The organism is Saccharothrix sp. AJ9571, assembly GCF_021725495.1.
In the GTDB taxonomy this organism is placed as follows: Bacteria; Actinomycetota; Actinomycetes; order Mycobacteriales; family Pseudonocardiaceae; genus Amycolatopsis; species Amycolatopsis magusensis.
Genome location: NZ_CP091382.1, coordinates 6,486,812 through 6,510,816 on the forward strand (window position 1 = coordinate 6,486,812; position 24,005 = coordinate 6,510,816).

Consider the following 24,005-nt stretch of genomic DNA (forward strand, 5'->3'; position numbering starts at 1 on the left):
GCTTGGGAGGTAGTGACCCTCCTGCGAACGCTGCCGGTACGGGACCGTCCCGGGCGGCGCGCCTGGCTCGGGCCCCTTTCGCTGCTGCTCGCGGTGCTGTGCTGGTTCCTGCCGCTGGGTTCGGTGGCGGTGGCCGCCGTGGCGATCGCCTGCGCGACCGCGTCCATCCTCACCGACCGCGAGTACCGGCTCGACTGGACCGCGGTGGCGGGTGCTTCGATCGGCGCCGGCCAGTTGTTCTTCACGGTGTTCCTGATGGCCATGGAAGCCGCCGGTCACTAGCCGTCGTCACCGAGGGGGCTCGTGCAGCAGGAAGATCCCGCTGTACAACGGACGGTCCGTGCGCTGCTCATCGGTGGCGACGTACTCGTCCAGCACTTCCAGGATGCGCCGGTCCAGTTCGGCGGCCTCCTCTTCGGACAGGTGCAGCGTGAACCGCTCGTACAACCGCACCGATTCCGGGCCCGCTTCCCGCAACTCCTCCTGGAACGCGACGACCGGCGCCGACCTCGCTTCCTCGGTGTCGGCTTCGAGCAGCGGCCCGTCCAGCCACCAGGTGTCCGTCCCGCGGCGGTAGGGCTTCTCGAGCGCGCCACTCGCGCCGGTGCGGACCGGCGCCTGCTCCAGCAGACCGGCGTCGGTGAGCCGTCGGACGTGGTAGAGCACGGTGCCCGGGTCGCGGTCCAGCCGGTCGGCCAGCTCCTTGTTGGTCAGCTCGTGCTCCCGGCACAACCGCAGGATGCGCAGGCGCAGCGGGTGGCCCAGCGCCTTGACCTCCTGCGCGGTGGCGGCACGTCGTTTCTGGGCGGTCATGGGGAGATTTTACATCGATGGAGTTTCCCCCACCGATGTGCAAAACTCCACGCATGGTCGCACTGGGGGGTGCCTACTGGCGCCTGTGGATTTCCTCCGCGTTGTCGAATCTCGCCGACGGCGTGTTCAAGGTCGGCCTGCCGCTGGTGGCGGTCGGCCTGACGCGCTCGCCGGCGTTGATCGCCGGGCTGACCCTGGCGGTCACGCTGCCGTGGCTGCTGTTCGCGTTGCCCGCCGGCGCGCTGGCCGACCGGCTCGACCGCAGGCGCGCGATGATCGGCGCGAACGTGGCCCGTGCCGTCCTGCTCGCGGCCCTCGCGCTCACCGTGTCCCTTGACATCGGCTCGATCTGGGTGCTCTACGTCATCGCGTTCGCCGTGGGCACGACCGAGACGATCTACGACACCTGCGCGCAGTCGATCCTGCCGCAGCTGGTCGGCCGCGAGCAACTGCCCAGGGCGAACGGCCGCCTGTTCGCCGCCGAACTCACCGCCAACGAGTTCGCCGGGCCACCGCTCGCCGGGTTCCTCGTGGCGGCGGGCGCCTTCGCCGCGTTCGCCACCCCCGCCGGGTTGTGGGTGGCCGCGATCGGGGCACTGCTGCTCGTGCGCGGCTCGTTCCGGTTGCCGCGTGAGCGGCCCGCGACCCTGCGCGCCGACATCGCCGAAGGGCTGCGTTTCGTGTTGCGCGACCCGGTGCTGCGCATGATCGCGGTGATGGTCGGGGTGTTCAACTTCGCCGACAAGGCGGTCTTCGCCGTGCTGGTGCTCTACGCGGTCGGTCCGGGTTCGGCGATGGGCTTGTCGGAGCAGGCGTTCGGGTTCCTGCTCACCGCGATCGCCGCGGGCGGGCTGGTCGGTTCGCTGGCCGCCGAGTGGGCCGAACGTGTGCTCGGCAGGCGGTGGGCGCTCGGGCTCGGCTACACCGCGAGCGCGCTGATGCTCGGTTTCCCGGCCGTGACCACGAATCCGTTCCTGATCGGGGCTGCTTTCCTGCTCGGGGGCATCGGGGTGATGGTGGGCAACGTGGTGCTGGTGTCGCTGCGCCAGCAACTCGCCCCGGCCCGCCTGCTCGGCCGCGTCAACAGCGTGCACCGGCTGCTGTCGTGGGGCACCATGCCGCTCGGGGCCGCCGCGGGCGGCCTGCTCGCCCAATGGCTCGGGCTGCCCGCGACGTTCGCCGTGATGGGCGTGCTGCCCCTGCTGCTGCTGCCGGGTCTGCGGGTGGTGACCGCGCGGGCTCAGGTGGTGGCGGTGAAGTAGTGGCCCGAGTCGAGGTCGGCGAGCAGGCCGGGGTGCTCGGGCCGCCAGCCCAGCAGTTCCCGGGTGCGGACGCTCGAGACCGGGACGTCGACCGGGACGATCCACGCGAGGAAGCCGAAGTGGGCCTGCGCCTGCTCGGCCGGGATGGCGGTGGCGGGCACGCCCAGGTGACGGCCGATGGCTTCGGCGATCTCCCGGAACTCAACGCCTTCGTCGGCCACCGCGTGCAGCCGTGAGCCCGCCGGTGCCTGCTCGAGCGCCAGGCGGTAGACGCGGGCGGCGTCCAGGGTGTGGACCGCGGGCCAGCGGTTGGCGCCGTCGCCGAGGTAACCGGAAACGCCGGTGGTGCGGGCGATTCCGATCAGCGACGGGATGAAGCCGGAGTGGTCCAGTGAGCTGTGCACGGTCGGCGGGAGCCGGACGAGCGAGGACCTGATCCCGCGCTCGGCGAAGCCGACGACCACGTTCTCGGCGTCGACCCTGGGCGCGCCGGGTACCACGTCATCCTCGGTGCCGAGACGTCCCGGCGCGGCCCCGGCTCCGGTTCCCGAGGTGCCGACGAAGGCCTTGCCGGTTCCGTCGAGCGCGTCGCCGAACGCTCGCACGACCGTCAGGTCGTCCTCGATGGCTCGGGCGTAGTCGCCGGCGCGCATGGCTTCGTGCTTGAACGCGAGGTGGATGACCGCATCAGCGGCGGAAGCGGCTTCGCGCAGGCCGTCCAGATCGTCGAGATCGCCCAGCCGGGCTTCGGCGCCGAGGGCTTTCAGCGCGGTGGCCGAGGTTTCGGTGCGGGCGAGGCCGACGACCTCGTGGCCGGCGGAGAGCAGTTCGGGGACGACGGCCGAGCCGAGGTGGCCGGTCGCGCCGGTGACGAATACACGCACGGGAGCTCCTGAGGAGTGTGATGGGACTTGGTCTCATCACCGTAGCAGAGTGATGGGACCAAGTCCCGTCACGTAGACTGCGCGCATGGGCCGGTGGGAACCGAACGCGCGTGAGCGGCTGGAACGCGCCGCGATGGAGCTGTTCGTCCAGCGGGGTTACGAGAGCACCACGGTGGCGGAGATCGCCGAGCGCGCCGGCCTGACGAAGAGCACGTTCTTCCGGCACTTCTCGGACAAGCGGGAAGTGCTGTTCGGCCGGGACGAGCTGAGGCGCCTGTTCGCCGACGCGATCACCGGCGCCCCCGCCTCGGCCTCACCGATCGAGGCGGTCGTCGCGGTGTTCGACGCGCTGGCCCCCACCTTCGGCCCGGAACGGCGTGCGTGGGGGAAGCAGCGCCAGGCGGTCATCGCGGGCAACAGCGAACTCCGGGAACGCGAACTGCTCAAGCTCGCCAGCCTCGCCGAGGCGATGACCGGCGCCCTGCGAGACCGCGGCGTACCGGACCCGGCGGCGAGCCTGGCCGCCGAACTCGGCGGCCTCGCCTTCCGCAACGCCTACGCACGCTGGGTCGAACTACCCGCCGACGAGGACTTCGCCGTCGTCGCCCGAGAGGAACTGGACGCACTGAAGTCCGCGATGGCGGCGCTCGGCTAATCCGTCGCCGGTCGGCGGAATTGGGCGGCGTAGAGGCGGTGGTAGGCGCCTTCGGCGGCGAGCAGTTCGGCGTGCGTGCCCTGTTCGACGATGCGGCCCGCTTCCATCACCAGGATCAGGTCGGCGTCGCGGATGGTGGACAGGCGGTGCGCGATGACGAAGCTGGTGCGGTTCGACCGCAGCGCCGCCATCGCGTGCTGCACCAGCGACTCGGTGCGCGTGTCCACCGAGCTGGTCGCCTCGTCCAGGATCAGCAGCGACGGATCGGCCAGGAACGCCCGCGCGATGGTCAGCAGCTGCTTCTCCCCGGCGCTGATGTTCGTGCCGTCGTCGTCGATCACCGTGTCGTAGCCCTCGGGCAGGCTGCGCACGAACCGGTCGACGAAGGTCGCCTTCGCCGCCGCCTGGATCTCCTCCTCGGTGGCACCCGGCTTGCCGTAGGCGATGTTGTCGCGGATGGTGCCGCCGAACAGCCAGGTGTCCTGCAGCACCATGCCGATCTGCCCGCGCAGCCCGGCCCGGTCGAGCCGGGTGATGTCGGTGTGGTCGAGGGTGATCCGGCCCGCGTCCAGCTCGTAGAACCGCATGATCAGGTTGACCAGCGTGGTCTTGCCCGCGCCGGTCGGCCCGACCACGGCCACCGTCTGCCCCGGTTGGGCGACCAGCGACAGGTCCTCGATCAGCGGGGTGTCCGGCTCGTACCGGAAACCCACCTGTTCGAACTCGACGCGCCCCCGCCGCTGCGCTGGCCGCTCCGGCTCGGCCGGGTCGGGCTTCTGCTCCTCGGCGTCGAGCAGTTCGAACACCCGCTCCGCCGAGGCCACGCCGGACTGCAGCAGGTTCGCCATCGACGCCGCCTGCGTCAGCGGCTGGGAGAACTGGCGCGAGTACTGCAGGAACGCCTGCACGTCACCGATGGTCATCGCGCCGGTGGTCACCCGGAGCCCGCCGATCACCGCGAGCGCGAGGTAGCTCAGGTTCGACAGGAACATCATCGACGGCATGATGACGCCGGAGACGAACTGCGCGCCGAGGCTGGCGCCGTAGAGCTTTTCGTTGCGGTCGCGGAACTCCTGCTCCACCTCCGCGCGGCGGCCGAACGCGGTGACCAGCTCGTGCCCGGAGAAGGTCTCCTCGATCTGCGCGTTGAGCGCCCCGGTTTCCTTCCACTGCGCGATGAACAGCTTCTGCGACCGCTTGCCGATCACCCGGGTGATCACGATGGACAGCGGCACCGCGAGCAGCGCGATCAGTGCCAGCAGCGGGGAGATGACCAGCATCATCACCAGCACGCCGAGCACGGTCAGCACCGCGGACAGCAGCTGGCTCAGCGTCTGCAGCAGGGTCTGCGCGATGTTGTCGACGTCGTTGGTGACCCGGCTGAGCAGCTCGCCGCGCGGCTGCCGGTCGTAGTAACGCAGCGGCAGCCGGTGCAGCTTGTCCTCGATCTCGGCACGCAACCGGAAGACGAAGCGCTGCACCACGTTGTTGAGCATCCGCCCCTGTGCCAGTGAGAACACCGACGACGCCAGGTAGAGGCCGAGCACCCAGCCGAGCACCTGGCCGAGCGCGGTGAAGTCCAGCGCGCCGCGCTGCACCCCGGCGATCACCACGTCCGTGGCGTGCCCGAGCACCTTCGGCCCGGCCACCGACAGCGCGACGCTGGCGACGCCGAGCGCGATGATCACCAGCAGCAGCGGGCGTTCCCCGCGCATCCGCCCGAGCAGGCGCTTCGCCGAGGCGGTGAAGTCCTCGGCCTTGCTGCCGGGCGCGCCCATGGCGGGCCCGCGGCCGAACAGCGAGCCGCCCTGCGGCTGGGGCGGGCGGGTCGTGGTGGGGGCGCTCATGCCGCGGGCTCCGGGGTCAGCTGGGACTGGACGATCTCGAGGTAGGTGGGGCAGCTGTCGAGCAGTTCGGCGTGCGTGCCGCGGCCGACCACCGAACCGTTCTCCAGTACCAGGATCTGCTCGGCATCGAGCACAGTGGACACCCGCTGGGCGACCACGATGACCGCGGCGTCGGCGGTGTGCGGGCGCAGTGCGGTGCGCAGGGCGGCGTCGGTGGCCAGGTCGAGCGCGGAGAACGAGTCGTCGAACAGGTAGATCTCCGGCTTGCGCACCAGCGCGCGGGCGATCGAGAGCCGCTGCCGCTGCCCGCCGGAGACGTTCGTGCCGCCCTGGGTGATCGGCGCGTCGAGCCCGCCCTTCATCGCTTCGACGAACTCGCGGGCCTGCGCGATTTCCAGCGCCTCCCACAGTTCTTCGTCGGTGGCGTCGGGTTTGCCGTAGCGCAGGTTGCTCGCCACCGTGCCGGTGAACAGGTACGGCCGCTGGGGCACCAGGCCGATCCGGCCGCGCAGCAGGGCGGGATCGAGCTGCCGCACATCGACGCCGTCCACCAGCAGGGTGCCGCCGGTGACGTCGAGCAGGCGCGGGATCAGCGACATCAGCGTGGTCTTCCCGGCACCCGTGCTGCCGACGATCGCCGTGGTCTTCCCGGCCTCCGCGCGGAAGGAAACCCCGCGCAGCACCGGATCGGCGGCGCCGGGGTAGCGCAGTTCGACGTCGCGGAACTCCACCTCGCCGTGCGCGCTCACCTCGTGCACCGGGTTTTCCGGTGGGAGCACGGAGGAATCGGTTTCCAGCACCTCGACGATCCGCTCGGCGCAGACCGACGCGCGCGGGATCATCGTGGCGATGAAGGTCACCATCATCACCGCGGTCAGGATCAGCATCAGGTAACTGAGGAAGGCGACCATCCCGCCGACCTGCAACTGCCCCTCGGCCACCCGGTGCGCGCCGAACCAGACCACGGCCACGCTGGAGGCGTTGAGCACCAGCATCACGATCGGGAACAGCAGCGCCTGCAACCGGCCCACGCGCAACGCGGTGTCGGTCAGCGCGCCGTTCGCCTCGGCGAACCGCTGCGTCTCCACCGGCTCACGGACGAACGCGCGGACCACGCGGATCCCGGACAGCTGCTCGCGCAGCACCCGGTTCACCGTGTCGATGCGGTCCTGCATGGTGCGAAAGCGCGGCACCATGCGGACGATGATCAAGCCCATCGCGATCAGCAGCACCGGCACCGCGACCAGCATCAGCCACGACAGCCCGGCGTCCTCGCGGATCGCCAGCACGATGCCGCCGACCGAGGTGATCGGCGCGGTGACCAGCATCGTGCAGGCCACCACCACCAGCATCTGCACCTGCTGCACGTCGTTGGTGTTGCGGGTGATCAGCGAGGCGGCGCCGAAGCCGGCGACCTCCCTGGCGGAGAACCGGCCCGCCCGGTGGAACAGCGAGGCGCGCACGTCCCGGCCGAAGCTCATCGCCACCCGGGCGCCGAGGTAGACCGCGCCGGTCGAGCAGATGATCTGCACCAGGGTGACCGCCAGCATCCAGCCGCCGATGCGCAGGATGTACCCGGTGTCGCCGGTGGCCACGCCCTGGTCGATGATGTCGGCGTTGAGGCTGGGCAGGTACAGCGATCCCATCGTGCCGAACAACTGCAGGAGCACCACCCCGCCCAGTTCGCGCCGGTACGGCCGCAGGTGACCGCGCAGGAGACGACTCAGCACCCGAAACCCCCAGAAGAAACGTTCCGTATCTTACCGCGCCAGGCTACAGTGCGCCTCCAGGAACGCAACCGGATAAAAGGGGCAAGGGCGCTGTGGCAGAGCCGAGGTCGCGCCGCCGGGGGGAACACCTCGAGCAGGCGATCTTCGAGGCGGTGTGGGCTGAGCTGCTGGAGGTCGGGTACGCCAAGCTCACCATGGAGGCGGTGGCCGCGAGGGCCGGGACCAGCAAACCGGTGCTCTACCGCCGGTGGGCCGGGCGCGCGGAGCTGGTGCTGGCCGCCTGGCGGCAGCGGCTCCCCGACTCGTTCGAACTGCCGGACACCGGCACCCTCTCCGGCGACCTGAAGGAAATGCTCCGCCGGTCGCTGCGTCGGTTCGAGGACTGCGCGCCGGACCTGCTGGCCGGTCTGGCCACCGAAACCTTCCGCGACCCCGAGGTGTTCGCCCTGCTGCGCAAGCAGATCGCCAAGGTCGGGCCGGGGCTCGCCTTCGAGGCGCTGATCCGGCGGGCGGTCGAGCGCGGTGAGCTCGCCGAGCCGCGGCTGAGCCCCGGCGTGCTCTCCGTGCCGCTGGACCTGATCCGCGCCGACGCGGTGATCTACGGCAGGCAGCTGAGCGAGGAGCGGATCGGCGAGATCGTCGACGACATCTTCGTGCCGTTGCTCCGCGGCCTCGCCCTTTAGTGACCGATCACAAAACCCGGCCGGGGACTCTGGAGAGATTCCCACCGCCGCCGGGCCGTGGCGCCCGCAGGATGTTGAGCAAACAACGGCGTTTCGGAGGTCGGGATGGCAGTGGTCAAGCGGATGACGGCGGGGCTCGCGGCGGCAGCGGCGCTGACGGGGGTGGCCGCGGCACCCGCCCAGGCGGCCGGGGAACTGGACTACGTCGCACTCGGCGACTCGGCCGCGGCCGGGCCGCTCATCCCGGACCAGGACCCCAACCTGCTGTGCCTGCGCTCGAACCGCAACTATCCGGCGCTCGTGGCCGAGGCCCTCGGCGCGCGGCTGACCGACGTGACCTGCTCGGGCGCGACCACCGACGACCTGGCATCACCGCGCCTCGGCGTGCTGGCGCCGCAGTTCGACGCGGTGAACGAGGACACCGACCTGGTCACGATCACCATCGGTGCCAACGATTCCGGTCTCTTCCAGCACGCGCTGAGCTGTATCAACCTGCTGCCGGAGCCGGTCGGGCTCTCGTGCGCGGACCGGCTCACCGCCGGTGGCAAGGACACCATCGGGGAGGCCGTCGAAGCGTGGGCGCCCGAGTTCGGCGCCGCACTCGACGAGGTGGCGCGCCGGGCGCCGGAGGCGAAGGTCGTGGTCACCGGCTACGGCACCTACATCCGGCACAACGGCTGCTACCCGGTCCAGCCGGTGTGGGCGCGCGACGCGAACTACCTGCAGGGCGTGATGGACAAGGTCAGCGCGGTGGCCAGGGACGCGGCCGGAGCGCGCGGCGCCGAGTTCGTCGACTTCGCCGAGGTGACCGCCGGGCACGACATCTGCGCCGCGCCGAAGGACCGCTACCTCGAAGGCCTGATCCCGGTGAACCCGGCCGCGCCGCTGCACCCGAACGCCAGGGGCATGGCCGCCTTCGCCGGCGCCGTCACCACGGCGGCGACTGATGAGAGGCGGTGAGGGCGGCTCGGAGCAGGGCGACATCGCTGACCCGGGTCGGGTCGAGGCCGGTCAGCCCGGTGATCCGGCGGAGCCGGTAGTCGACGGTGTTCGGGTGGACGTGCAGTTCGGTCGCGGTCGGCCGCCTGCTGCCGTGGCGCAGGTAGGTTTCCAGGGTGCGCACCAGTTCGCCGTTGCCGGTCAGGGGCGCGAGCATCGCCGACAGCCGGTCGAGCGCGGCGCCCGGGCGCGACATCTGGTACTCCAGCAGCACGTCGTCGAGCTGGTAGAGCCCGGGCGCCCGGCCGGAAATCCGTGCCACCCGGAGCACTTCCCTGGCGAGCGCGGCCGCCGCGGGGACGCCCGCCGGTTCGGCGGCGGCCGCGCCCGCGGTGATCTCGGCGCGCGCCGCCCGGCTGACATCGGCGAGGATCCGCGTGAGCCGGGTCCAGTCCGGGGCGGGCGTGTCCGGGATGAGCGCGATCCCGCCCTCGGGGGTGAGCGAGGACAGCACCGGGTCGCGGATCTGCCGTTCGAGTTCGACCCGCAGCCGCCGGAGTTTGCGGCGGCCCGCGACCATCGGATCGACCCCGTCGGCCGATTCGTCGGCGTGCGCCCCGATTTCCAGGGCCAGCACGGCGTACCCGGGCGGCAGCCGCAGGCCGGTGGCGACCGGGGGCGTGCCGTCGAGCAACGCCGAAAGCAGTGTGTGCCGTGCGGACCGCTCGTCGTCGAAGACCGCCTGACGCTCGTCGAGGTAGCCGGCGCCGACCGCGGGCGTGACCAGTTCCAGGTAACGCAAGGTCAGCGCGTTCACCGCCATCACGTCGCCGACCTCGGCCGGGCGCACCTCGCCGGTCAGCGACTCCCAGACCACCTGGATGCCGATGTGGTAGGCGGTGAGCACGATGTCGATCGGGATGCCCTCCTCCGCCCGGCGGGCCGCCGACTCGCGCAGGAAGTCGAGTTCGGCCTGGGCGGGCAGGGCGCGGGTACGCAGCACGGCGGTGAACGAACGCAGGTTCTGCTCGATCACCCGGGTGATGTCGCCGCTCAGTTCCTCGGCGGGCAGCAGGCGGTAGGCGGGCACGCGGGCGGTGACCGCGGCGAGCACCATCCCGGTGTACGCGGCCAGGTCCTCGGTCAGCCGTTCGTGCAGTGGCCTGCCGCCGACGACGAGCGGAGCGGTCTTGTTACCCATCACAACAGCTTAGGCTGCCGGAATGCTGGTCCGCGATGAAGCCGGGAACGCGCTGCTCGGATTCCCCGGCGATCTGCGGTTACGGCCATTGCCGCTCGCGCTCGTGGTGGTCGAATCCGGCGGGCGGGTGCTGATGATGCTCAACGCGTTCCGGCGGACGTGGGAACTGCCCGGCGGCATGCTCGAACCGGGGGAGTCGCCGGAGGAAGCCGCGTTGCGGGAACTGGCGGAGGAGACCGGGATCCGGGCCACCGCGGCGGAGTTCGCCACGGTGGCCGAATTCGCACTCGTGGCCCCGGTCCGGCGGGAGTACGCGGCGGTCTACCGGCTGGCGCCGCCGATGCGACCCCACCCGCGCCGCAGCGAGGAAGCACTCGACTTCCGCTGGTGGGACCCGGCCACGCCGGTAGCGGAGGACATGAGCCCGCTGGACGCCGCCATCGCCCGTCACGCGACGTCCCTTCGAGGGACTTAGCCGATGTTGATCATCCACTGGGTGCCGAAGCGGTCTTCACAGGCGCCGAACTCGTCGCCCCACATCTGCTTTTCCAGCGGGACCGAGACCGTGCCGCCGGCGGAGAGCTTTTCCCAGTAGCCGTGCAGTTCGGCGGAATCGTCGCCGCTGAGGCTGATGGAAACGTTCGTGCCGGGCTTGTACTCCATGCCCTCGGGGGTGTCGGAGCCCATCAGGGCGAACCCGTTCGGGGCCTCCAGCATGGCGTGCATGATCTTGGTGGCGTCGGGACCCTCCGGCGTGCCGAACTCACCGAACGTGTTCAGCGCCAGTTCGCCGCCGAACACCTCGCGGTAGAACTCCATCGCCTCTCTGGCGGTACCGTCGAAGCTGAGATAGGGATTGAGCCGACTGGGCATCGAATGCTCCTCTGTTCGTCAACGGGGCGCCATACTCGCAGATCAGCGCGGGCGCGGACAACGCTCGATCCGGTAACACCCGCGACGCCCATTCTTCGTGGACTGATCTGTCAGCGAAAAACCGCCGTTACGGCATTCGGTCGGTTTTTCACCCGGGCGCGGGGGAAAAGGCGGCGGCGTCGCTAGCCTGGCTGGCCCCATCCACCGCCCGCACGAGGAGTGTCATGACTACGGCCCGTGAAGCGCCGGACATCCTTTCCCCCGAGTTCGCCGCGAATCCGTACGCGGCCTACCGGATCATGCTCCAGGAGCGGCCGCTGATCTGGCACGAGCCCATGGAGAGCTACATCGTTTCGCGGTACGAGGACGTCGAGCGGGCGTTCAAGGAACCGGTCTTCACCACCGACAACTACGGCTGGCAACTGGAACCGGTGCACGGCAGGACGATCCTGCAACTGAGCGGGCGCGAGCACGCGACCCGCCGGGCGCTGATCGCCCCGGCGTTCCGCGGCGGCGAACTGGAGCACAAGTTCCGCCCGGTCATCGAAGCGAACGCGCGGCGGCTGATCGACGCCTTCCGCGACCGGGGTTCCGCCGACCTGGTCACCGAATTCGCCCGCCGGTTCCCGATCGGCGTGATCGTCGACATGCTCGGGCTCGACCCCGCGGACCACGACCGGTTCCAGCGCTGGTACACCTCGATCATCGCCTTCCTCGGCAACCTGAGCCAGGACCCGGAAATCGCCGCCGACGGCCTGCGCACGCGCGCGGAGTTCGCCGAGTACATGATCCCGGTGATCCAGCGGCGCCGGGAAAACCTCGGCGACGACCTGCTCTCGACCCTGTGCGCGGCCGAGGTCGACGGCACGAAGATGAGCGACGAGGACATCAAGGCGTTCTGCAGCCTGCTGCTCGCGGCCGGTGGTGAGACCACGGACAAGGCCATCGCGAGCATCTTCAAGAACCTGCTGGAGCACCCGGTCCAGCTCGCCGCGGTGCGGGCGGACCGGAGCCTGATCCCGAAGGCCTTCGCCGAAACGCTGCGCTACACCCCGCCGGTGCACATGATCATGCGCCAGCCGGCCGAGGACATCGAACTCGGCGGCGGTGTGATCCCGGCAGGCAGCACGATCACCTGCCTGATCGGCGCGGCGAACCGCGACCCCCGCCGGTTCGCCGACCCGGACCGGTTCGACATCTTCCGCGCCGACCTGCCGACCCGGACCGCCTTCTCGGCGGCGGCGAGCCACCTGTCGTTCGCGCTGGGCCGCCACTTCTGCGTGGGCGCGTTGCTGGCGAAGACGGAGGTGGAGGTCGGGATGAACCAGTTGCTGGACGCGATGCCGGACGTCCGCTTCGACGAGGACAGCACACGAGCCGAAGAAGGCGTTTTCACCAGAGGCCCAGCTTCGCTACAAGTGCAGTTCACCCCAGTGCCCTAACACATAAGCACCGACCCCCACACTCAGGAAGCCGAACTCCACACTCGGGAAGCCGAGTGCCACATTCGGGAGGCTGAACTCCACACTCGGAAAGCCGAACCCCACGTTCAGGAAGCCGAACTCCGCATTCGGAAAGCCGAACTCCACGCTCGGGAGGCCGAACCCCACACTCGGGCCGCGCCTGACCCTCCCATCGCCGAGGCTCCCAGGCTACGAGTGTGGAACCCGCCTGCCCGAGTGTGGGACTCGGCTACCTGAGTGTGGAACTCGGCTGCGTGAGTGCGGGCTTCGATTACCTGAGTGTAGAACTCAGGTGCCTGAGTGTGGTGTTCGGCTACCTGAGTGTGGGGTTCGGGGAGTGAAGGTGGGAGGGCAGGGTGGGGGCTGGGAATGTTCGGAGGGGAAACAGTTCGCGTGTGCTTGACACGGGGGTGATACTGGAGTTTCGGCGAATGCCGTGAAAAGGAAACGTAGTCATTGCTACGACTTCAGTATAAAGGGCAAGGGGGAGCTTTGTCAAATGCGAGGCACGCCGCCGAATTGCGGGCCGAACGTGAGTACATCGCGTTCCTGTACCGGCGGCTCGCGGCCGAACGCGGCGAAGCCACCGGCGAACTGACGCACGTGCTCCGGGACAGCTCGGACGCCGGCAACGAGGCGCGGTGGCAGCGGGAAGTGGCGTTCAACGCCGTCGCCGGGCGGGTCAGCAGCCTGCGCGTGGCGGACCACGGGCTCTGCTTCGGCCGCCTGGACCACCTCGACGGCGGGCACCAGCACATCGGCCGCGCCGGCCTGTTCGACGAGGAAGCGGACTACGAACCGCTGCTGCTGGACTGGCGGGCCCCGGCCGCGCGGCCGTTCTACTGCGCCACCGCGGCAACCCCCGAGGGCGTCCGCCGCCGCAGGCACTTCCACACCCGCGGCCGGGAGGTCCTGGACTTCCACGACGACGAACTCGACGGCGGGGACCAGAACGGGGACACCGCGTTATTGGCCGCGCTCGACGCGCCACGCGAAGAGACCATGCGCGACATCGTCGCCACCATCCAGGCCGAGCAGGACGAGATCATCCGGCTCGACCACCAGGGCGTGGTGGTCATCCAGGGCGCGGCCGGCACCGGCAAGACCGCGGTCGCGCTGCACCGCGTCGCCTACCTGCTCTACACACGCCGCGAACGGCTGTCCCGCAGCGGTGTGCTGATCGTCGGCCCGAACCCGGGCTTCCTGCGCTACATCGGGGAAGTGCTCCCGTCGCTGGGGGAGACCGACGTCGTGTTCGCCACGCCGGGCGAGCTGTTCCCCGGCGTGACCACCACGGCGCGGGAACCGTCGGCGGAGGCCGAGCGGGTCAAGGGATCGGCGCTCATGGTCGACGTGCTGGCCGCCGCCGTCGCGGACCGGCAGCGCGTGCCCGACGAGCCGATCGCCATCGAACTCGACGACGTGACGGTGCCGCTCGACGCCGGGATCGCGGGCGAGGCACGGGAACTGGCCAGGGCGAGCGGATCACCGCACAACGAAGCCAGGGTCGTCTTCCACCGCGCCCTGATCGCCGGGCTCGCCGAGGCCGCGGTGCGGCAGATCGGCGAAGGGTGGCTCACCGCTGAGGACCGCGCGCTGCGGGCCGATCTCCTCGACGACGTCCGGCGGGAACTCGCGAGCAGCCCGGACCTCGCGGTCGCGGTGGACGAATTGTGGCCGGAGCTGACCCCACAGAAACTGCTGGCGGACTTCTTCAGTTCCCGTGACCGGCTGGAGGCGGCGAAAGGCGTGCTCTCCCCGGACGAACGGGAAGCGTTGTTCCGCCCGCAAGGCGACGCCTGGACGGTCTCGGACGCGCCGTTGCTGGATGAGGCGGTCGAATTCCTGGGCGTCGACCGGTCGGCGGAACGCCGCGCGGAACGGCAGCGCTGGGCCGATGCCGAATACGCCCGCCAGGTGCTGGGGCTGATGGAACTGGACCGCGCGGACGAGGTCGACGACTTCGAACTCGTCGCGTCCGATGTGGTCGACGCCGAGCGCCTGGCCGAGCGGGCCGAGGAACGCGACGAACGCGATTTGGCCGAACGTGCCGCCGAAGACCGCGAATGGACCTACGGGCACGTGGTGGTCGACGAGGCGCAGGAACTGTCCGCAATGGACTGGCGGGTGCTGATGCGCCGCTGCCCGCGCCGCTCGTTCACCGTCGTCGGCGACCTCGCGCAGCGGCAGTCGGCGGCGGGCGCGCGCACCTGGGCGGAACCGCTGGCGCCCTACGTCCAGGACCGGTGGCTCTACCGGCGGCTCACCGTCAACTACCGCACGCCCGCCGAGATCATGGCGGTCGCCGCGGGCGCACTGGCCGAAGTGGACCCCACGCTGGAGATCCCGGAATCGGTGCGCAGCAACGGGATCCGGCCATGGGCGCAGCGGGTCGCCCCGGAGGAGCTGGCCGAAGCGGTGGCCGCGGCCCGCCGCGAATCCGGGGCGGACGAAGGCTCGGTCGCGGTCATCGCCCCGCCGGGGCCGGCACTGGAGGGTCCGGTGCTGACCCCGATGCAGGCCAAGGGCCTGGAGTTCGACGCCGTGCTCCTGGTCGAACCCCAGCGGTTCGCGAGCGCCTCGGAGCTCTACGTCGCCCTCACCCGGCCGACGCAGCGGCTCGGCGTCCTGCACACCGAACCGCTGCCCGCCTACCTGACGGGCCTGGCCGAACGGATCACCACTGCGGAATAAGCCGGGCGGCGAAGTGAGCCGGGCGGCCTTCTTCGCCCCGCGCCGGGTGAAGAAGGCCGCCCCGGCCGCTCACCAGGCGCCGGTGGCCGCCGAACCCAGGTCACCGGCCACGTAGGTCGGGGTGAAGCTGACGGGCAGGCTTTCCAGCCCGCGCATCCACACCGACGGCCGCCACACCAGCGCGTCGGCCGGCACCGCCAGCGCGAGGTCCGGCAGCCGGTCGAGCAGCACCTCGATGGTGGTCCTGGCGATCACCTCGGCCACCTCCGGCGCCGGGTACGGGCACCCGTGCTCCCCGTGGCCGAACGACATGTGCGCGTGGTTGCCCAGCGAACCCGGGGTGGCTTCCTGGCGCACCAGCGGATCCGAGTTCGCCGCGGCCAGGCCCATCACCAGCAGGTCGCCCGCGCGCACCCGCTGCCCGCCCAGCTGCGTGTCACGGGTGGCGAAGCGGCCGATGAAGTTCTGCGTCGGCGTGTCGTGCCACAGCACCTCGTTGAGCGCCTGCCCGACGCTGCCGCGCCCGCCGGACAGGGTCATCGCGAACCGGAGGTCGGTCAGCATCAGCCGGATGGTGTTGCCGATCCAGCTCGCCGTCGGCTGCTGCGCGGCCGCGGTCACCACGAGCAGGTCCTGGACGATCTCCTCCTCCGACAACCCCGAGCGCAGCAGCTGCGACGGGACGTCGGCGCCGGGGAAGTCGCGCTTGTGCGCCACCAGCGCGCGCATCGCCGACTGCACCCGCAGGTGCGCGTTCATCGCGTCCGGGCCGACGTCCAGCGAGATCGCCACGTCACGCACCAGCGCCGGGGTCTCCGCCTCCGGCATGCCGTACATCTTCGCCACCGCCAGCAGCGGGATGCGCAGCGCGTACTGCGTGACCAGGTCCGCCTCGCCGGTGCCGGCGAACGCGTCCACCAGCCGGTCGGCGATCCGCTCGCAGTGCGCGCCCAGCTCGAACTGGTCCACCGCGGCGAGCGCGTCGCTGATCGCGCCCGCGCGGCGGCGGTGCTCGGGTCCCTCGGTGAACATCACCGACGGGTTGTGCGCCACGTACGGCAGCAGCGGCCAGTCGGCCGGGACGCGGTCCCATTCGTTCCACCGGCGCGTGTCCCTGGCGAACAACTGCGAATCACTGGTGACGCGGTGCATCTCGCGGTAACCGGAGACGAACCACGCCGGGATGTCGCCGTCGAGCAGGATCGGCGCCACCGGCCCGTACTCCTCGCGGATGGCGGCGTAGAGCGCGCCGGGGTCGTGGTTGAACTCCGGCCCGTAGAGCCGGACCCGTTCCCCGGGCCAGGCGGGATCGGCGGCGTGGCGGAACTCGGTCATCGTGTGGTCTCCCGGGCAGCGGTCAGTGCGTAGAGGTGGTCGACGAGGGCGATCAGGACCTGCTTCGAGGACTCCCGCCGCCGCGCGTCGCAGTCGATCAGCGGGACCTCGCCGGGCAGGGACAGCGCCTCGCGCACGTCGTCGAGGTCGTGCGCCGGCGGGCCGAAGTTGTTGCGCGCCACGATGAACGGCGTGCCGTGGTGTTCGAGGCGGTCGATGGCGTACCACGAGTCGGCCAGCCGACGGGTGTCCACCAGCACCACCGCGCCGAGCGTGCCGGAGAACAGCCGGTCCCACAGGAACCAGAACCGCTCCTGGCCGGGGGCGCCGAACAGGTAGAGCACCATCTTCTCGTCCAGGCTGATCCGCCCGAAGTCGAAGGCCACCGTGGTGGTGGACTTGCCCGGCGCGCCCGAGTTGAAGTCCACGCCCGCACCGGCCTGGGTCATCGTCTCCTCGGTGCTCAGCGGCCGGATCTCGCTGACCGAGCGGACCATCGTGGTCTTGCCGACACCGAAGCCGCCGACCACCACGATCTTCAGCCCGTGCGACGCGGACCCGCGCAGGGGGGTCCGGGTGGGCGGGGTGGCCGGGTCGGAGATTGCCGAGTCAGAGATTGCGGAGTCCAACGAGCACCTTCTTCAGGAATTCCAGCTCGGGCAGATCGGTCCCGGGGCCGACGGCGGTCGGGTGGCGGGCGGAGACGCGGCCGGCGCGCAGCAGGTCGGCCACCAGGATGCGGACCACGCTGACCGGCAGCCCGAGCTCCGAGGCCAGTTCGACCACCGAGGTCGGGTGCCGGCCCAGCTGCAGGATCCGCGCGTGCTCGGACTGCATGCCGGGGTAGGGCTCGGTTTCGCTGACGATCAGCGTGACCAGGTCGAGGTCGATCTCCTCGGCCCGGCTGCGCCCGCCCGTGACGGTGTACAGCCGGTCCGGGTTCTCGTCCTCGAGCGGCCCGCGCGTCATGTCAGCGCGCTGGGCTGCGCATGGCGCGGCGGTGCGGTCAGGTACGCGCCGATCTGCTCGACGAGTTCGTCCATGTTGTGCCCGATGAGGCCGACGTCGGCGTCCTCGGCGGCGATCACCGCGAGGTGCGCGCCCTCACCGGCGTCGACGATGAACAGCAGCCCGCCGTGGAACTCGGTCATCGAGTTGCGCACGCCACCGGTGCCGTCGCCGAACTCCACCGAAGCGCCATAGCACAGCGACTGCACCCCGGCGGCGATCGCGGCCAGCTGGTCGGCCTGGTCGACGCCGAGTGCGGGGGTGTGGCAGAGCTTGAGCCCGTCCCTGGACAGCACCAGCGCGTGGCGGGCGCCGGGGGTGTTGCGCACCAGGTTCTCCAGCAGCCACTCGAGGCTCGGATCAGTCGTGTTCATCGAGTTTCAGGGCAGGAACTGCCCCGCGCTCCCATCTGCTCATCGGGGGTGGACGGCTCGGGCGTGGACGGCGGGGATCACCGGTCGGTGTCCGGTTTCCGCGCCCGGCCCGCCTGGTAGGCACCGAAGCGGGAACCGGAGTCCGTCCGCGGCCGCGGGGTGTCGCCGCGCGGGGCGGGGGAGGGCCGGGAGGCGGCCAGTGTCTGCCCGCGCGGCCGCTTCGGCAGCCCGGCGCTCTCCGCCTGCTCGATCACGGGCGCGCCGACGGTCGCCGGCTCGGGCAGTTCGCGCGGTGGCTGCTGCCGCGGGGTCAGTTCGATCGGGTCCTGGCGGGCCTGGGTGATCAGCTGGTTCGGGATGCGCAGCACCACGCCGGTGCCGCCGCGCGAGGACGGCCGGAAGAACACGTGCAGGTCGTGCTTGCGGGCCAGGCAGCCGACCACGGCCAGGCCGAGCCGGGTGCCGGTGAGCGCGGTCAGGTCCAGCGGCCTGGTGGTGGCCACCGCCGCCTCGGCCCGGAGCAGCGCCTGCGGTTTCATGCCGAGGCCGCCGTCCTCGACGGTGACCACCACGCCGTTGTGCAGGTCCTCGACGTAGACGTGGACCTCTTCCGACGGCGCGGAGAACCGGGTGCCGTTGTCCATCAGCTCGGCCAGCGCGTGCATCACGTCCTCGGCCGCGTACCCGGCGACCGCCGCGGTGCTCGTCGAGTGGACCCGGATGCGCTGGTACGCGCCGACCCGGCCCATCGCGCCGCGCAGCACGCTCTCCATCACGATCGGCTTGGTCCAGCGGCGGCCGGAGCGGGCGCCGGTGAGCACCGCGATGCTGTCCGCGAGCCTGCCGGTCTGCGCGGTGCTGTGGTCGAGCACCATCAGGTCGCCGAGGAAGTCCTCGGAGGCGCGGTTCTGCAGCTCGCGGAGGTTGGCCAGCATGCTGGTGGCCAGCGCCTGCACCCGGCCTGCGGCGTTCGCGCAGGCGGCCGTGGCCGCGGCCCGCCGCCGTTCGCCGACGCTGATCTCCCAGACCATCGCGCGCAGCAGCCGGGCGTGGTGCTCTCCCGGCGGACGGGGGATCTCGGCGAACACGGTGTCCGCGGACGCGCCGTCGCGCAGCATCGCCACGGCGGCCGGCAGGGTGTGCTCGGCCAGCTTGGCCAGTTCGGCGTCGTGGGCGTCGACGGCGGTGCGCGCGGTGTGGATCTCCGTCCGCGTCCGTTCGAGCTGCCCGGTGCGCAGGACCGCGGCGAAGGCGGCCGCGCAGAGCGCCAGCCCGGTGAGCACGGCGAGGGTGACGACCGGCCCGCGCCCGTCGGCCGGGAGCACCAGGACCACCCACAACCACAGCCCGGCGACCACCACGGCGGCGGCCAGCGCGATGAGCGCGGCCCGGCCGGTTTCCCGCTGCGTGCTGGGACGAACGGGCAGCTGTTCCGACATAGTCCAGGTCCTCGTCGTTCGTGGCGGCCGGCGGTTTCGCGCCGGAGTTCGTGAATTCTCTTTCCGGTCGGACCACATTGTTTTGCCGTCGGCGCGGGCCTGCGCGGAATGCGGAAAAATGGGGGCTTCTCCACGGCGGGCCGGGCTGACAGGTCAGGGATGGTAGTACTCCGCCGCCACCGGGACCAGACCGGGTGGGCCACCACTTTTGCCTTGGTCTATCCGAGTGAAATCGCGAAGTACCTGATCGAGGGAGAACGCGGTGTCAACCTCGCTGCGCGTATCCGAAAACGGCGAAGGGCACAATGCGATGAATGGGTCATTGCCCGCCGCATTCACCGGCGGGAGGTGGTCCGTGTGCTTATTTGTCCGAAGTGGGCGATCACCGGCGCAGGTGGCGCGCGGCGGTTTCCGCACGGGCGCGGCGCAGCAATGGCACGAAGTCGCTGCCGCCGGTGCCTTTGCCCGCGCCGCGCTCGAAGCGGGTGATGTACCGGCCGGTGAGTCCGATGTGCTGGCCGCGCAGGTCGGTCAGCGCCCGCACGGCGGCGTCGTAGGCCTCGGTCAGCGGGGGGTGCCCGGCCGCCGAGGCGCGGGCGCGCACGGACGGGCCGGTGTCCAGCTCCCGCAGGAAGCGCCGGTGCGCCCGCGGCATGGACCGGCGCATCAGGCCGAGGAAGTCCGCGGTGAGCGGGTCGTCGTGGGTGATGCCGAGCCCGGCGTCGAAGGCCTGGATCAGCGAGCTCTGCGCGGCACTGCCGCCGGCGAGCGTCAGCGGGGGTGTGCCGGTGCCTTCGAGCGTGACGCCGGACCAGCCGGAGAGGAAACGCCGGACCCGGTGGTAGAAGACGTACGGATCGCACCAGCGTTCGATGTCGAGGAAGGCGCGGGTGGTGCGTTCGAGCACTTCCCGGACCGACCCGAGGCAGGTGGTCAGCCGCTCGGCGTCGTTCTCGGCGGCGGCTTCCTGCGCCTCGGCAAGCAGCTTCAGCCCGGGCGCACCGGCCAGTTCGACGCCCGCGGTGGCCAGGTAGAACCACTTCTCGTCGACGCCGCCGAGGAAGGTGAGCTGCGTGTCGATGTTGTCCGTGCCCAGCGGCCGGGCCGGGTCGAGGCGGCGCCAGTTCGCGAGCACGATCGAGGCGTGCGCGATGATCGGCGGCCGGTCCAGCGCGGCGGCCAGGCGGTGCAACGGGCGCGCGAGCACGGCCGGGACGCTGGTCGCGGGTGGGTCGCTCGCCCGGACGTGTGCGGCGGCGAGGCCGGTGAGGAGCAGCATCGCGCGCTCGCGTTCGGCCGGGGTGGCCAGCCGCTCCGGCGACAACTCGGGCAGCGCGGCGACGGCCTCGCGCATCCGGCCGGTCATCAGCAGGGCGCCGATGTCCCGCGCGGCGGTCTCCCACGGCTCGAAGTACGGCGGCAGCACGTCCAGCGGATCCACCGCGGGCAGGAAACCACGTTCTTCGCTGATGTCGTACTCGCCGAGTGCCATGGACCCGATGCTATGGTCCGCCGGTGACCGCCGGGTCGGCCCGGAGCCGGGGGCTCCCCGCGTTCCCTTTTATTCCAGGGACTTCGTGGAAGGAGCAGAGTGAAGCTGCCCTCGCACCGCGGTGACCTTACAGGTGCGAAACGGCGAACGCGGTGAGGAAGCCCGCCACGGTGATCAGGCCGATCCACAGGTGCGCGTCCGCGAACGCCTCGGGGATCATCGTGTCGGCGATCATCGCCAGGATCGCGCCGCCCGCCAGCGCGGTGATCGCGGCCAGCACCGGCCCCGAGACCCCGCCGAGCAGGCCGTAGCCCACCATCGCCGCGCCCGCGCTGATCACCGCGATCCCGGCCCACAGCGCGAAAACGTACTTGGCACCACGCCCGGCGCGCCGCATGCCGGACGCGCTCGACAGGCCTTCGGGCACGTTGCTGATGAACACCGCGAGCACGGTGACCGTGCTGACCGACCCGCCGCCGAGCAGGCTCATGCCGATCACCATGGACTCCGGCACGCCGTCGAGCAGGGCGCCCAGCGCGATCGCCGTGCCCGAGCCGGACTGCTCGGTTTCGCTGGGCTGCTGGTCACCGGAGCGCTTGCGGTGCCGGGCGCCGCGGCGCGCCAGCACCACGTTCGCCAGCGTGTAGATGATCGCGCCGGAAAGCGCGCCGATCGCGGTGGCCAGGAGGCCGCCGCGTTCGTGGGCTTCGGCGATCAGTTCGAACGAGACCGCCGAGAGCAGCACCCCGCTGCCGAAGGCCATGATCGCGGCGACGATCCCGGCCGGGATGCGGACCAGGTAGCCGAGCAGGGCGCCGAGCAGCAGCGCCGAACCGGCCAGCAGGCCCCAGCCGCCGGCGGCGAGCAGTTCCACCTTTTCCCGCTCCCCTCACCGAGTTCCTCCGGAAAACCGTACTAGGTCACCGGGGAAATCGCTGGGCCACGCGACACCGGACGGGTTAGCTTCGCGACATGAAGGATCTTCCGGACGGAGCCGGCGAACGGGACCTGCGTGCGGTACTGCCCGACTGGGACATCGAAGTGGTCGCGCTCGACTACGCCGCGGTCGGTTTCGGCGACTACCACTGGAACGCCACCGGCGCGAATGGGCGCCGCTGGTTCGTCACACTGGCGAACCTGGCGAACAAGGTCCACTGTGGACCAGACGCGGCCGCGGCCCGCCGTGGCCTCGAACAGGCCATGGACACCGCGTGGAGCCTGCGCGAAGAACGTGGCCTGGCGTTCGTGGTGGCTCCGATCCGCACACCGGGTGGCGAGACGCTGCGACCGGTGGGGGAGCGGTACGCGATGAGCGTCTTCCCTTTCATGGACGGGGTTTCCGGCGGGTTCGGGGAGGAACCACGCGGCTCGGTGGCCGATCTGCTCGCCGGACTGCACGGCGTCGAGCCGCCGTCGCGGGTGCCGCAGCTCGACCCGGACCTCGCCTTACGGACGCGGCTGGAGGCGTCACTCGGAGAACTGGACCACGCGTGGTCGGGCGGACCGTATGCCGAACCGGCGCGGGCACTGCTGGCCGGGCACGCACCCGGGCTGCGGCGGCGGCTGGCCGAACTGGACCACCGGATCGCGCGGTTGAGCCCCGATCGGGTGGTGACGCACGGCGAACCGCATCCCGGGAACGTGCTGTGGGCCGGGGAGTCCCGGCTGCTGCTCGACTGGGACACCGTGGGACTCGCGGTGCCCGAGCGCGACCTCGCCTTCGCCACCGAAGCGGGCCTCGAGCGGTATGCCGAACTGACCGGCCACCGGCCGGACCCGGACGCGCTGGCGTGCTACCGCCTGCGCTGGGACCTAGGCGCTCCTCCGGTGAGTCAAGGTCGCGCTCTTCGCGCCCAGGTGGCCCCTGGTGGCACGGCCGGACTCGGCCGAGTACGGCCAGTACGAGGCCGAATCGCCCGCACCGCCAGGAACCACCTGGATCACGAAGCCCATCGACCAGACTCACCGGAGGAGCGCCTGGACGAGGTCGCCACCTACGTCACGTGGTTCCGGGCGCCGCACAGCCGGTCCGGGGACACGGAACTCGCCTGGACGGAACTGGCGGAGATCGTGGCGCGGCTCGATCAGGACCGTTCGAGGTGAGCGCGGACGTGGGTGCCCGACTGGTCGAGCCAGCCCTTCGAGGCGGCGTAGGACAGCATGCCGTCGAACCGGGTGGCCCAGTCGTCGCCGACGCGGTCGCCCGCCAGGGCACGCAGGGCGCCGGTGGCGACGAAAATGTGGTCGCCACCCTCGTCGAGCTTGCCGAGGTCGTGCTCGGCGAGCAGGCCGCGGAGCCGTTCACCGGCGAGGTCCGCGCTCACCTCGACGTGGAAGCGGGTGCAGTCGTCGGGATCGGCCAGGTCCGGACCGGAGGGAGCGAGCAGCAGGCGCATGCCCCGACCGTAGTGCGGAACCGGGCCCGGATGTCCTCAGGTTTGCTCCTGACTCAGTACATTTGTCTCTGGTGAGCCAGTCACCGAGCTGCCTACGCTCACGCCGTGCTCAGGCGAATCGGTGTCCTCACTGCTGTCCTCACGTTGCTGTGCGGCGGGCTCGCGCACGCGCTGCCCGCGGTGAACATGGAGGCGGTGCTCAAGGCCGCGCAAATCGATCCCCGGCGCGCGGATTCGGCGGTGACGCCGGGCAGCGGGGACAGCGTGCTGGCGGTCGAGAGCGCGCTGAGCGCCCGGGGCCTGCTCGGCGCCGGGTACGTCGACGGGCACTTCGGCACGAGGACCGTCGAGGCGTACGCGGCCTACCAGCGTTCGCTGGGGCTCAGCGGGCTCGACGCCTCCGGCTTCCCGGGGCGGAACTCGCTGCTGAAGCTGGGTGAACAGCGGTTCTCGGTGACGCGGACGCTGGTGCCGGGTGCCAAGGTGACCTACCGCGGCGCGCTGATGAACACGCGGACCAAGGCGATGCTGGCCGAAGCGGAGGGACGGCTCGGGCACGCGCTGGTGGTCACGCAGGGTTCGTACAACCCGGGCGGCGACCCGACTTCGGCGGGTACGCACGACGGCGGGGGCGTGCTGGACATCTCGGTCACCGGGGTGACGCCGGTGAAGGTGGTGCGCGAGCTGCGCACGGTCGGGTTCGCCGCCTGGTACCGCACCCCGGCGCAGGGTGACTGGGAGTCCCACATCCACGCTGTCGCACTGGCCGACCCGGACCTCTCGCCACCCGCGCAGCACCAGGGCGGCGACTACTACCTCGGCCGCAACGGCCTGGCGAACCACGGCCCGGACGACGGCCCGGAGGTCAGTCCGAAGCGGACCTGGGAGGAATACCGCCGGGCGGGCTAGGGTTGGCT

24 protein-coding genes are annotated in these 24,005 nt (G+C 71.1%); 10 read left to right on the top strand and 14 right to left on the bottom strand.

Features of this window, described 5'->3' with window-relative positions; translation table 11 throughout:
* Nucleotides 1–12: 12 nt before the first annotated feature.
* Entirely contained in the window at nt 13–282 is a 270-nt protein-coding gene (locus tag L3Q67_RS30085; protein WP_499184799.1) for a hypothetical protein, read from the top strand.
* Nucleotides 283–288: 6 nt separating this feature from the next.
* Here the strand turns inward: L3Q67_RS30085 and L3Q67_RS30090 are convergent, their stop codons facing one another.
* Entirely contained in the window at nt 289–813 is a 525-nt protein-coding gene (locus L3Q67_RS30090; protein ID WP_499184800.1) for a winged helix-turn-helix domain-containing protein, read from the bottom strand.
* A gap of 53 nt (nt 814–866) precedes the next feature.
* Here L3Q67_RS30090 and L3Q67_RS30095 point away from each other — a divergent pair, with 53 nt between their 5' ends.
* Nucleotides 867–2,075 carry an MFS transporter gene (locus L3Q67_RS30095; RefSeq protein WP_499184801.1) on the top strand — a complete coding sequence of 403 codons (1,209 nt, stop codon included), beginning with the start codon at nt 867–869 and terminating at the stop codon, nt 2,073–2,075.
* Here L3Q67_RS30095 and L3Q67_RS30100 read toward each other — a convergent pair.
* Nucleotides 2,054–2,959: an SDR family oxidoreductase gene (locus L3Q67_RS30100; RefSeq protein ID WP_499184802.1), complete on the bottom strand. Its 906-nt coding sequence runs from the start codon at nt 2,957–2,959 to the stop codon at nt 2,054–2,056. The genes L3Q67_RS30095 and L3Q67_RS30100 overlap by 22 nt on opposite strands.
* A gap of 85 nt (nt 2,960–3,044) precedes the next feature.
* Here L3Q67_RS30100 and L3Q67_RS30105 point away from each other — a divergent pair, with 85 nt between their 5' ends.
* Nucleotides 3,045–3,614: a TetR/AcrR family transcriptional regulator gene (locus L3Q67_RS30105; protein WP_499184803.1), complete on the top strand. Its 570-nt coding sequence runs from the start codon at nt 3,045–3,047 to the stop codon at nt 3,612–3,614.
* Here the strand turns inward: L3Q67_RS30105 and L3Q67_RS30110 are convergent.
* Both L3Q67_RS30110 and L3Q67_RS30115 read right to left on the bottom strand, forming a co-directional pair.
* Nucleotides 3,611–5,461 (bottom strand): ABC transporter ATP-binding protein, encoded by a 1,851-nt coding sequence (locus L3Q67_RS30110; RefSeq protein ID WP_499184804.1) that lies wholly within the window; start codon nt 5,459–5,461, stop codon nt 3,611–3,613. The genes L3Q67_RS30105 and L3Q67_RS30110 overlap by 4 nt on opposite strands.
* Nucleotides 5,458–7,191 (bottom strand): ABC transporter ATP-binding protein, encoded by a 1,734-nt coding sequence (locus tag L3Q67_RS30115; RefSeq protein WP_499184805.1) that lies wholly within the window; start codon nt 7,189–7,191, stop codon nt 5,458–5,460. The genes L3Q67_RS30110 and L3Q67_RS30115 overlap by 4 nt, the downstream gene beginning before the upstream one ends.
* Before the next feature lie 92 nt (nt 7,192–7,283).
* On the opposite strand from L3Q67_RS30115, the gene L3Q67_RS30120 reads away from it, so the two are divergent.
* Together L3Q67_RS30120 and L3Q67_RS30125 are read left to right on the top strand one after the other, a co-directional pair.
* Nucleotides 7,284–7,874 carry a TetR/AcrR family transcriptional regulator gene (locus tag L3Q67_RS30120; protein ID WP_499184806.1) on the top strand — a complete coding sequence of 197 codons (591 nt, stop codon included), beginning with the start codon at nt 7,284–7,286 and terminating at the stop codon, nt 7,872–7,874.
* A 105-nt stretch (nt 7,875–7,979) separates the two neighbouring features.
* Nucleotides 7,980–8,834: an SGNH/GDSL hydrolase family protein gene (locus tag L3Q67_RS30125; RefSeq protein ID WP_499184807.1), complete on the top strand. Its 855-nt coding sequence runs from the start codon at nt 7,980–7,982 to the stop codon at nt 8,832–8,834.
* On the opposite strand, the gene L3Q67_RS30130 is transcribed toward L3Q67_RS30125, so the two are convergent.
* Entirely contained in the window at nt 8,803–10,014 is a 1,212-nt protein-coding gene (locus L3Q67_RS30130; protein ID WP_499184808.1) for a PucR family transcriptional regulator, read from the bottom strand. The two genes, L3Q67_RS30125 and L3Q67_RS30130, sit on opposite strands and share 32 nt — an antisense overlap.
* Nucleotides 10,015–10,036: 22 nt before the next feature.
* Here L3Q67_RS30130 and L3Q67_RS30135 point away from each other — a divergent pair, with 22 nt between their 5' ends.
* Nucleotides 10,037–10,489, top strand: coding sequence for an NUDIX hydrolase (locus L3Q67_RS30135; protein WP_499184809.1), 453 nt, complete (start codon nt 10,037–10,039; stop codon nt 10,487–10,489).
* On the opposite strand, the gene L3Q67_RS30140 is transcribed toward L3Q67_RS30135, so the two are convergent.
* Nucleotides 10,486–10,887, bottom strand: a complete 402-nt coding sequence (locus tag L3Q67_RS30140) for a VOC family protein (RefSeq protein WP_499184810.1) — start codon at nt 10,885–10,887, stop codon at nt 10,486–10,488. The genes L3Q67_RS30135 and L3Q67_RS30140 overlap by 4 nt on opposite strands.
* 224 nt (nt 10,888–11,111) lie before the next feature.
* Here L3Q67_RS30140 and L3Q67_RS30145 point away from each other — a divergent pair, with 224 nt between their 5' ends.
* Both L3Q67_RS30145 and L3Q67_RS30150 read left to right on the top strand, forming a co-directional pair.
* Nucleotides 11,112–12,329 (top strand): cytochrome P450 family protein, encoded by a 1,218-nt coding sequence (locus L3Q67_RS30145; RefSeq protein WP_499184811.1) that lies wholly within the window; start codon nt 11,112–11,114, stop codon nt 12,327–12,329.
* Between the two features lie 513 nt (nt 12,330–12,842).
* Nucleotides 12,843–15,044 (top strand): helicase domain-containing protein, encoded by a 2,202-nt coding sequence (locus tag L3Q67_RS30150; protein WP_499184812.1) that lies wholly within the window; start codon nt 12,843–12,845, stop codon nt 15,042–15,044.
* A gap of 69 nt (nt 15,045–15,113) precedes the next feature.
* Here the strand turns inward: L3Q67_RS30150 and L3Q67_RS30155 are convergent, their stop codons facing one another.
* The 7 genes from L3Q67_RS30155 to L3Q67_RS30185 form a co-directional block, all read right to left on the bottom strand.
* Entirely contained in the window at nt 15,114–16,379 is a 1,266-nt protein-coding gene (locus L3Q67_RS30155) for a cytochrome P450 (protein ID WP_499184813.1), read from the bottom strand.
* Nucleotides 16,376–16,912, bottom strand: coding sequence for a GTP-binding protein (locus L3Q67_RS30160; protein ID WP_499191677.1), 537 nt, complete (start codon nt 16,910–16,912; stop codon nt 16,376–16,378). The genes L3Q67_RS30155 and L3Q67_RS30160 overlap by 4 nt, the downstream gene beginning before the upstream one ends.
* Nucleotides 16,913–16,988: 76 nt before the next feature.
* Complete coding sequence (locus L3Q67_RS30165; RefSeq protein ID WP_209667683.1) at nt 16,989–17,348, bottom strand: DUF742 domain-containing protein; 360 nt, start codon at nt 17,346–17,348, stop codon at nt 16,989–16,991.
* Nucleotides 17,345–17,761 (bottom strand): roadblock/LC7 domain-containing protein, encoded by a 417-nt coding sequence (locus L3Q67_RS30170; protein WP_499184814.1) that lies wholly within the window; start codon nt 17,759–17,761, stop codon nt 17,345–17,347. The genes L3Q67_RS30165 and L3Q67_RS30170 overlap by 4 nt, the downstream gene beginning before the upstream one ends.
* Before the next feature lie 77 nt (nt 17,762–17,838).
* Nucleotides 17,839–19,200 (bottom strand): ATP-binding protein, encoded by a 1,362-nt coding sequence (locus L3Q67_RS30175; protein WP_499184815.1) that lies wholly within the window; start codon nt 19,198–19,200, stop codon nt 17,839–17,841.
* A 382-nt stretch (nt 19,201–19,582) separates the two neighbouring features.
* Complete coding sequence (locus L3Q67_RS30180; RefSeq protein ID WP_499184816.1) at nt 19,583–20,692, bottom strand: PrnB family protein; 1,110 nt, start codon at nt 20,690–20,692, stop codon at nt 19,583–19,585.
* Nucleotides 20,693–20,819: 127 nt separating this feature from the next.
* Nucleotides 20,820–21,566 carry a ZIP family metal transporter gene (locus L3Q67_RS30185; protein WP_499184817.1) on the bottom strand — a complete coding sequence of 249 codons (747 nt, stop codon included), beginning with the start codon at nt 21,564–21,566 and terminating at the stop codon, nt 20,820–20,822.
* 98 nt (nt 21,567–21,664) lie between these two features.
* Here L3Q67_RS30185 and L3Q67_RS30190 point away from each other — a divergent pair, with 98 nt between their 5' ends.
* A complete protein-coding gene (locus tag L3Q67_RS30190; protein WP_499184818.1) occupies nt 21,665–22,795 on the top strand; it encodes a protein kinase family protein in 1,131 nt (376 codons plus the stop codon).
* On the opposite strand, the gene L3Q67_RS30195 is transcribed toward L3Q67_RS30190, so the two are convergent.
* Nucleotides 22,777–23,088, bottom strand: coding sequence for a hypothetical protein (locus L3Q67_RS30195; protein ID WP_499184819.1), 312 nt, complete (start codon nt 23,086–23,088; stop codon nt 22,777–22,779). The two genes, L3Q67_RS30190 and L3Q67_RS30195, sit on opposite strands and share 19 nt — an antisense overlap.
* 105 nt (nt 23,089–23,193) lie before the next feature.
* Here L3Q67_RS30195 and L3Q67_RS30200 point away from each other — a divergent pair, with 105 nt between their 5' ends.
* Nucleotides 23,194–23,997, top strand: coding sequence for a peptidoglycan-binding domain-containing protein (locus tag L3Q67_RS30200; RefSeq protein WP_499184820.1), 804 nt, complete (start codon nt 23,194–23,196; stop codon nt 23,995–23,997).
* Nucleotides 23,998–24,005 lie beyond the last annotated feature (8 nt).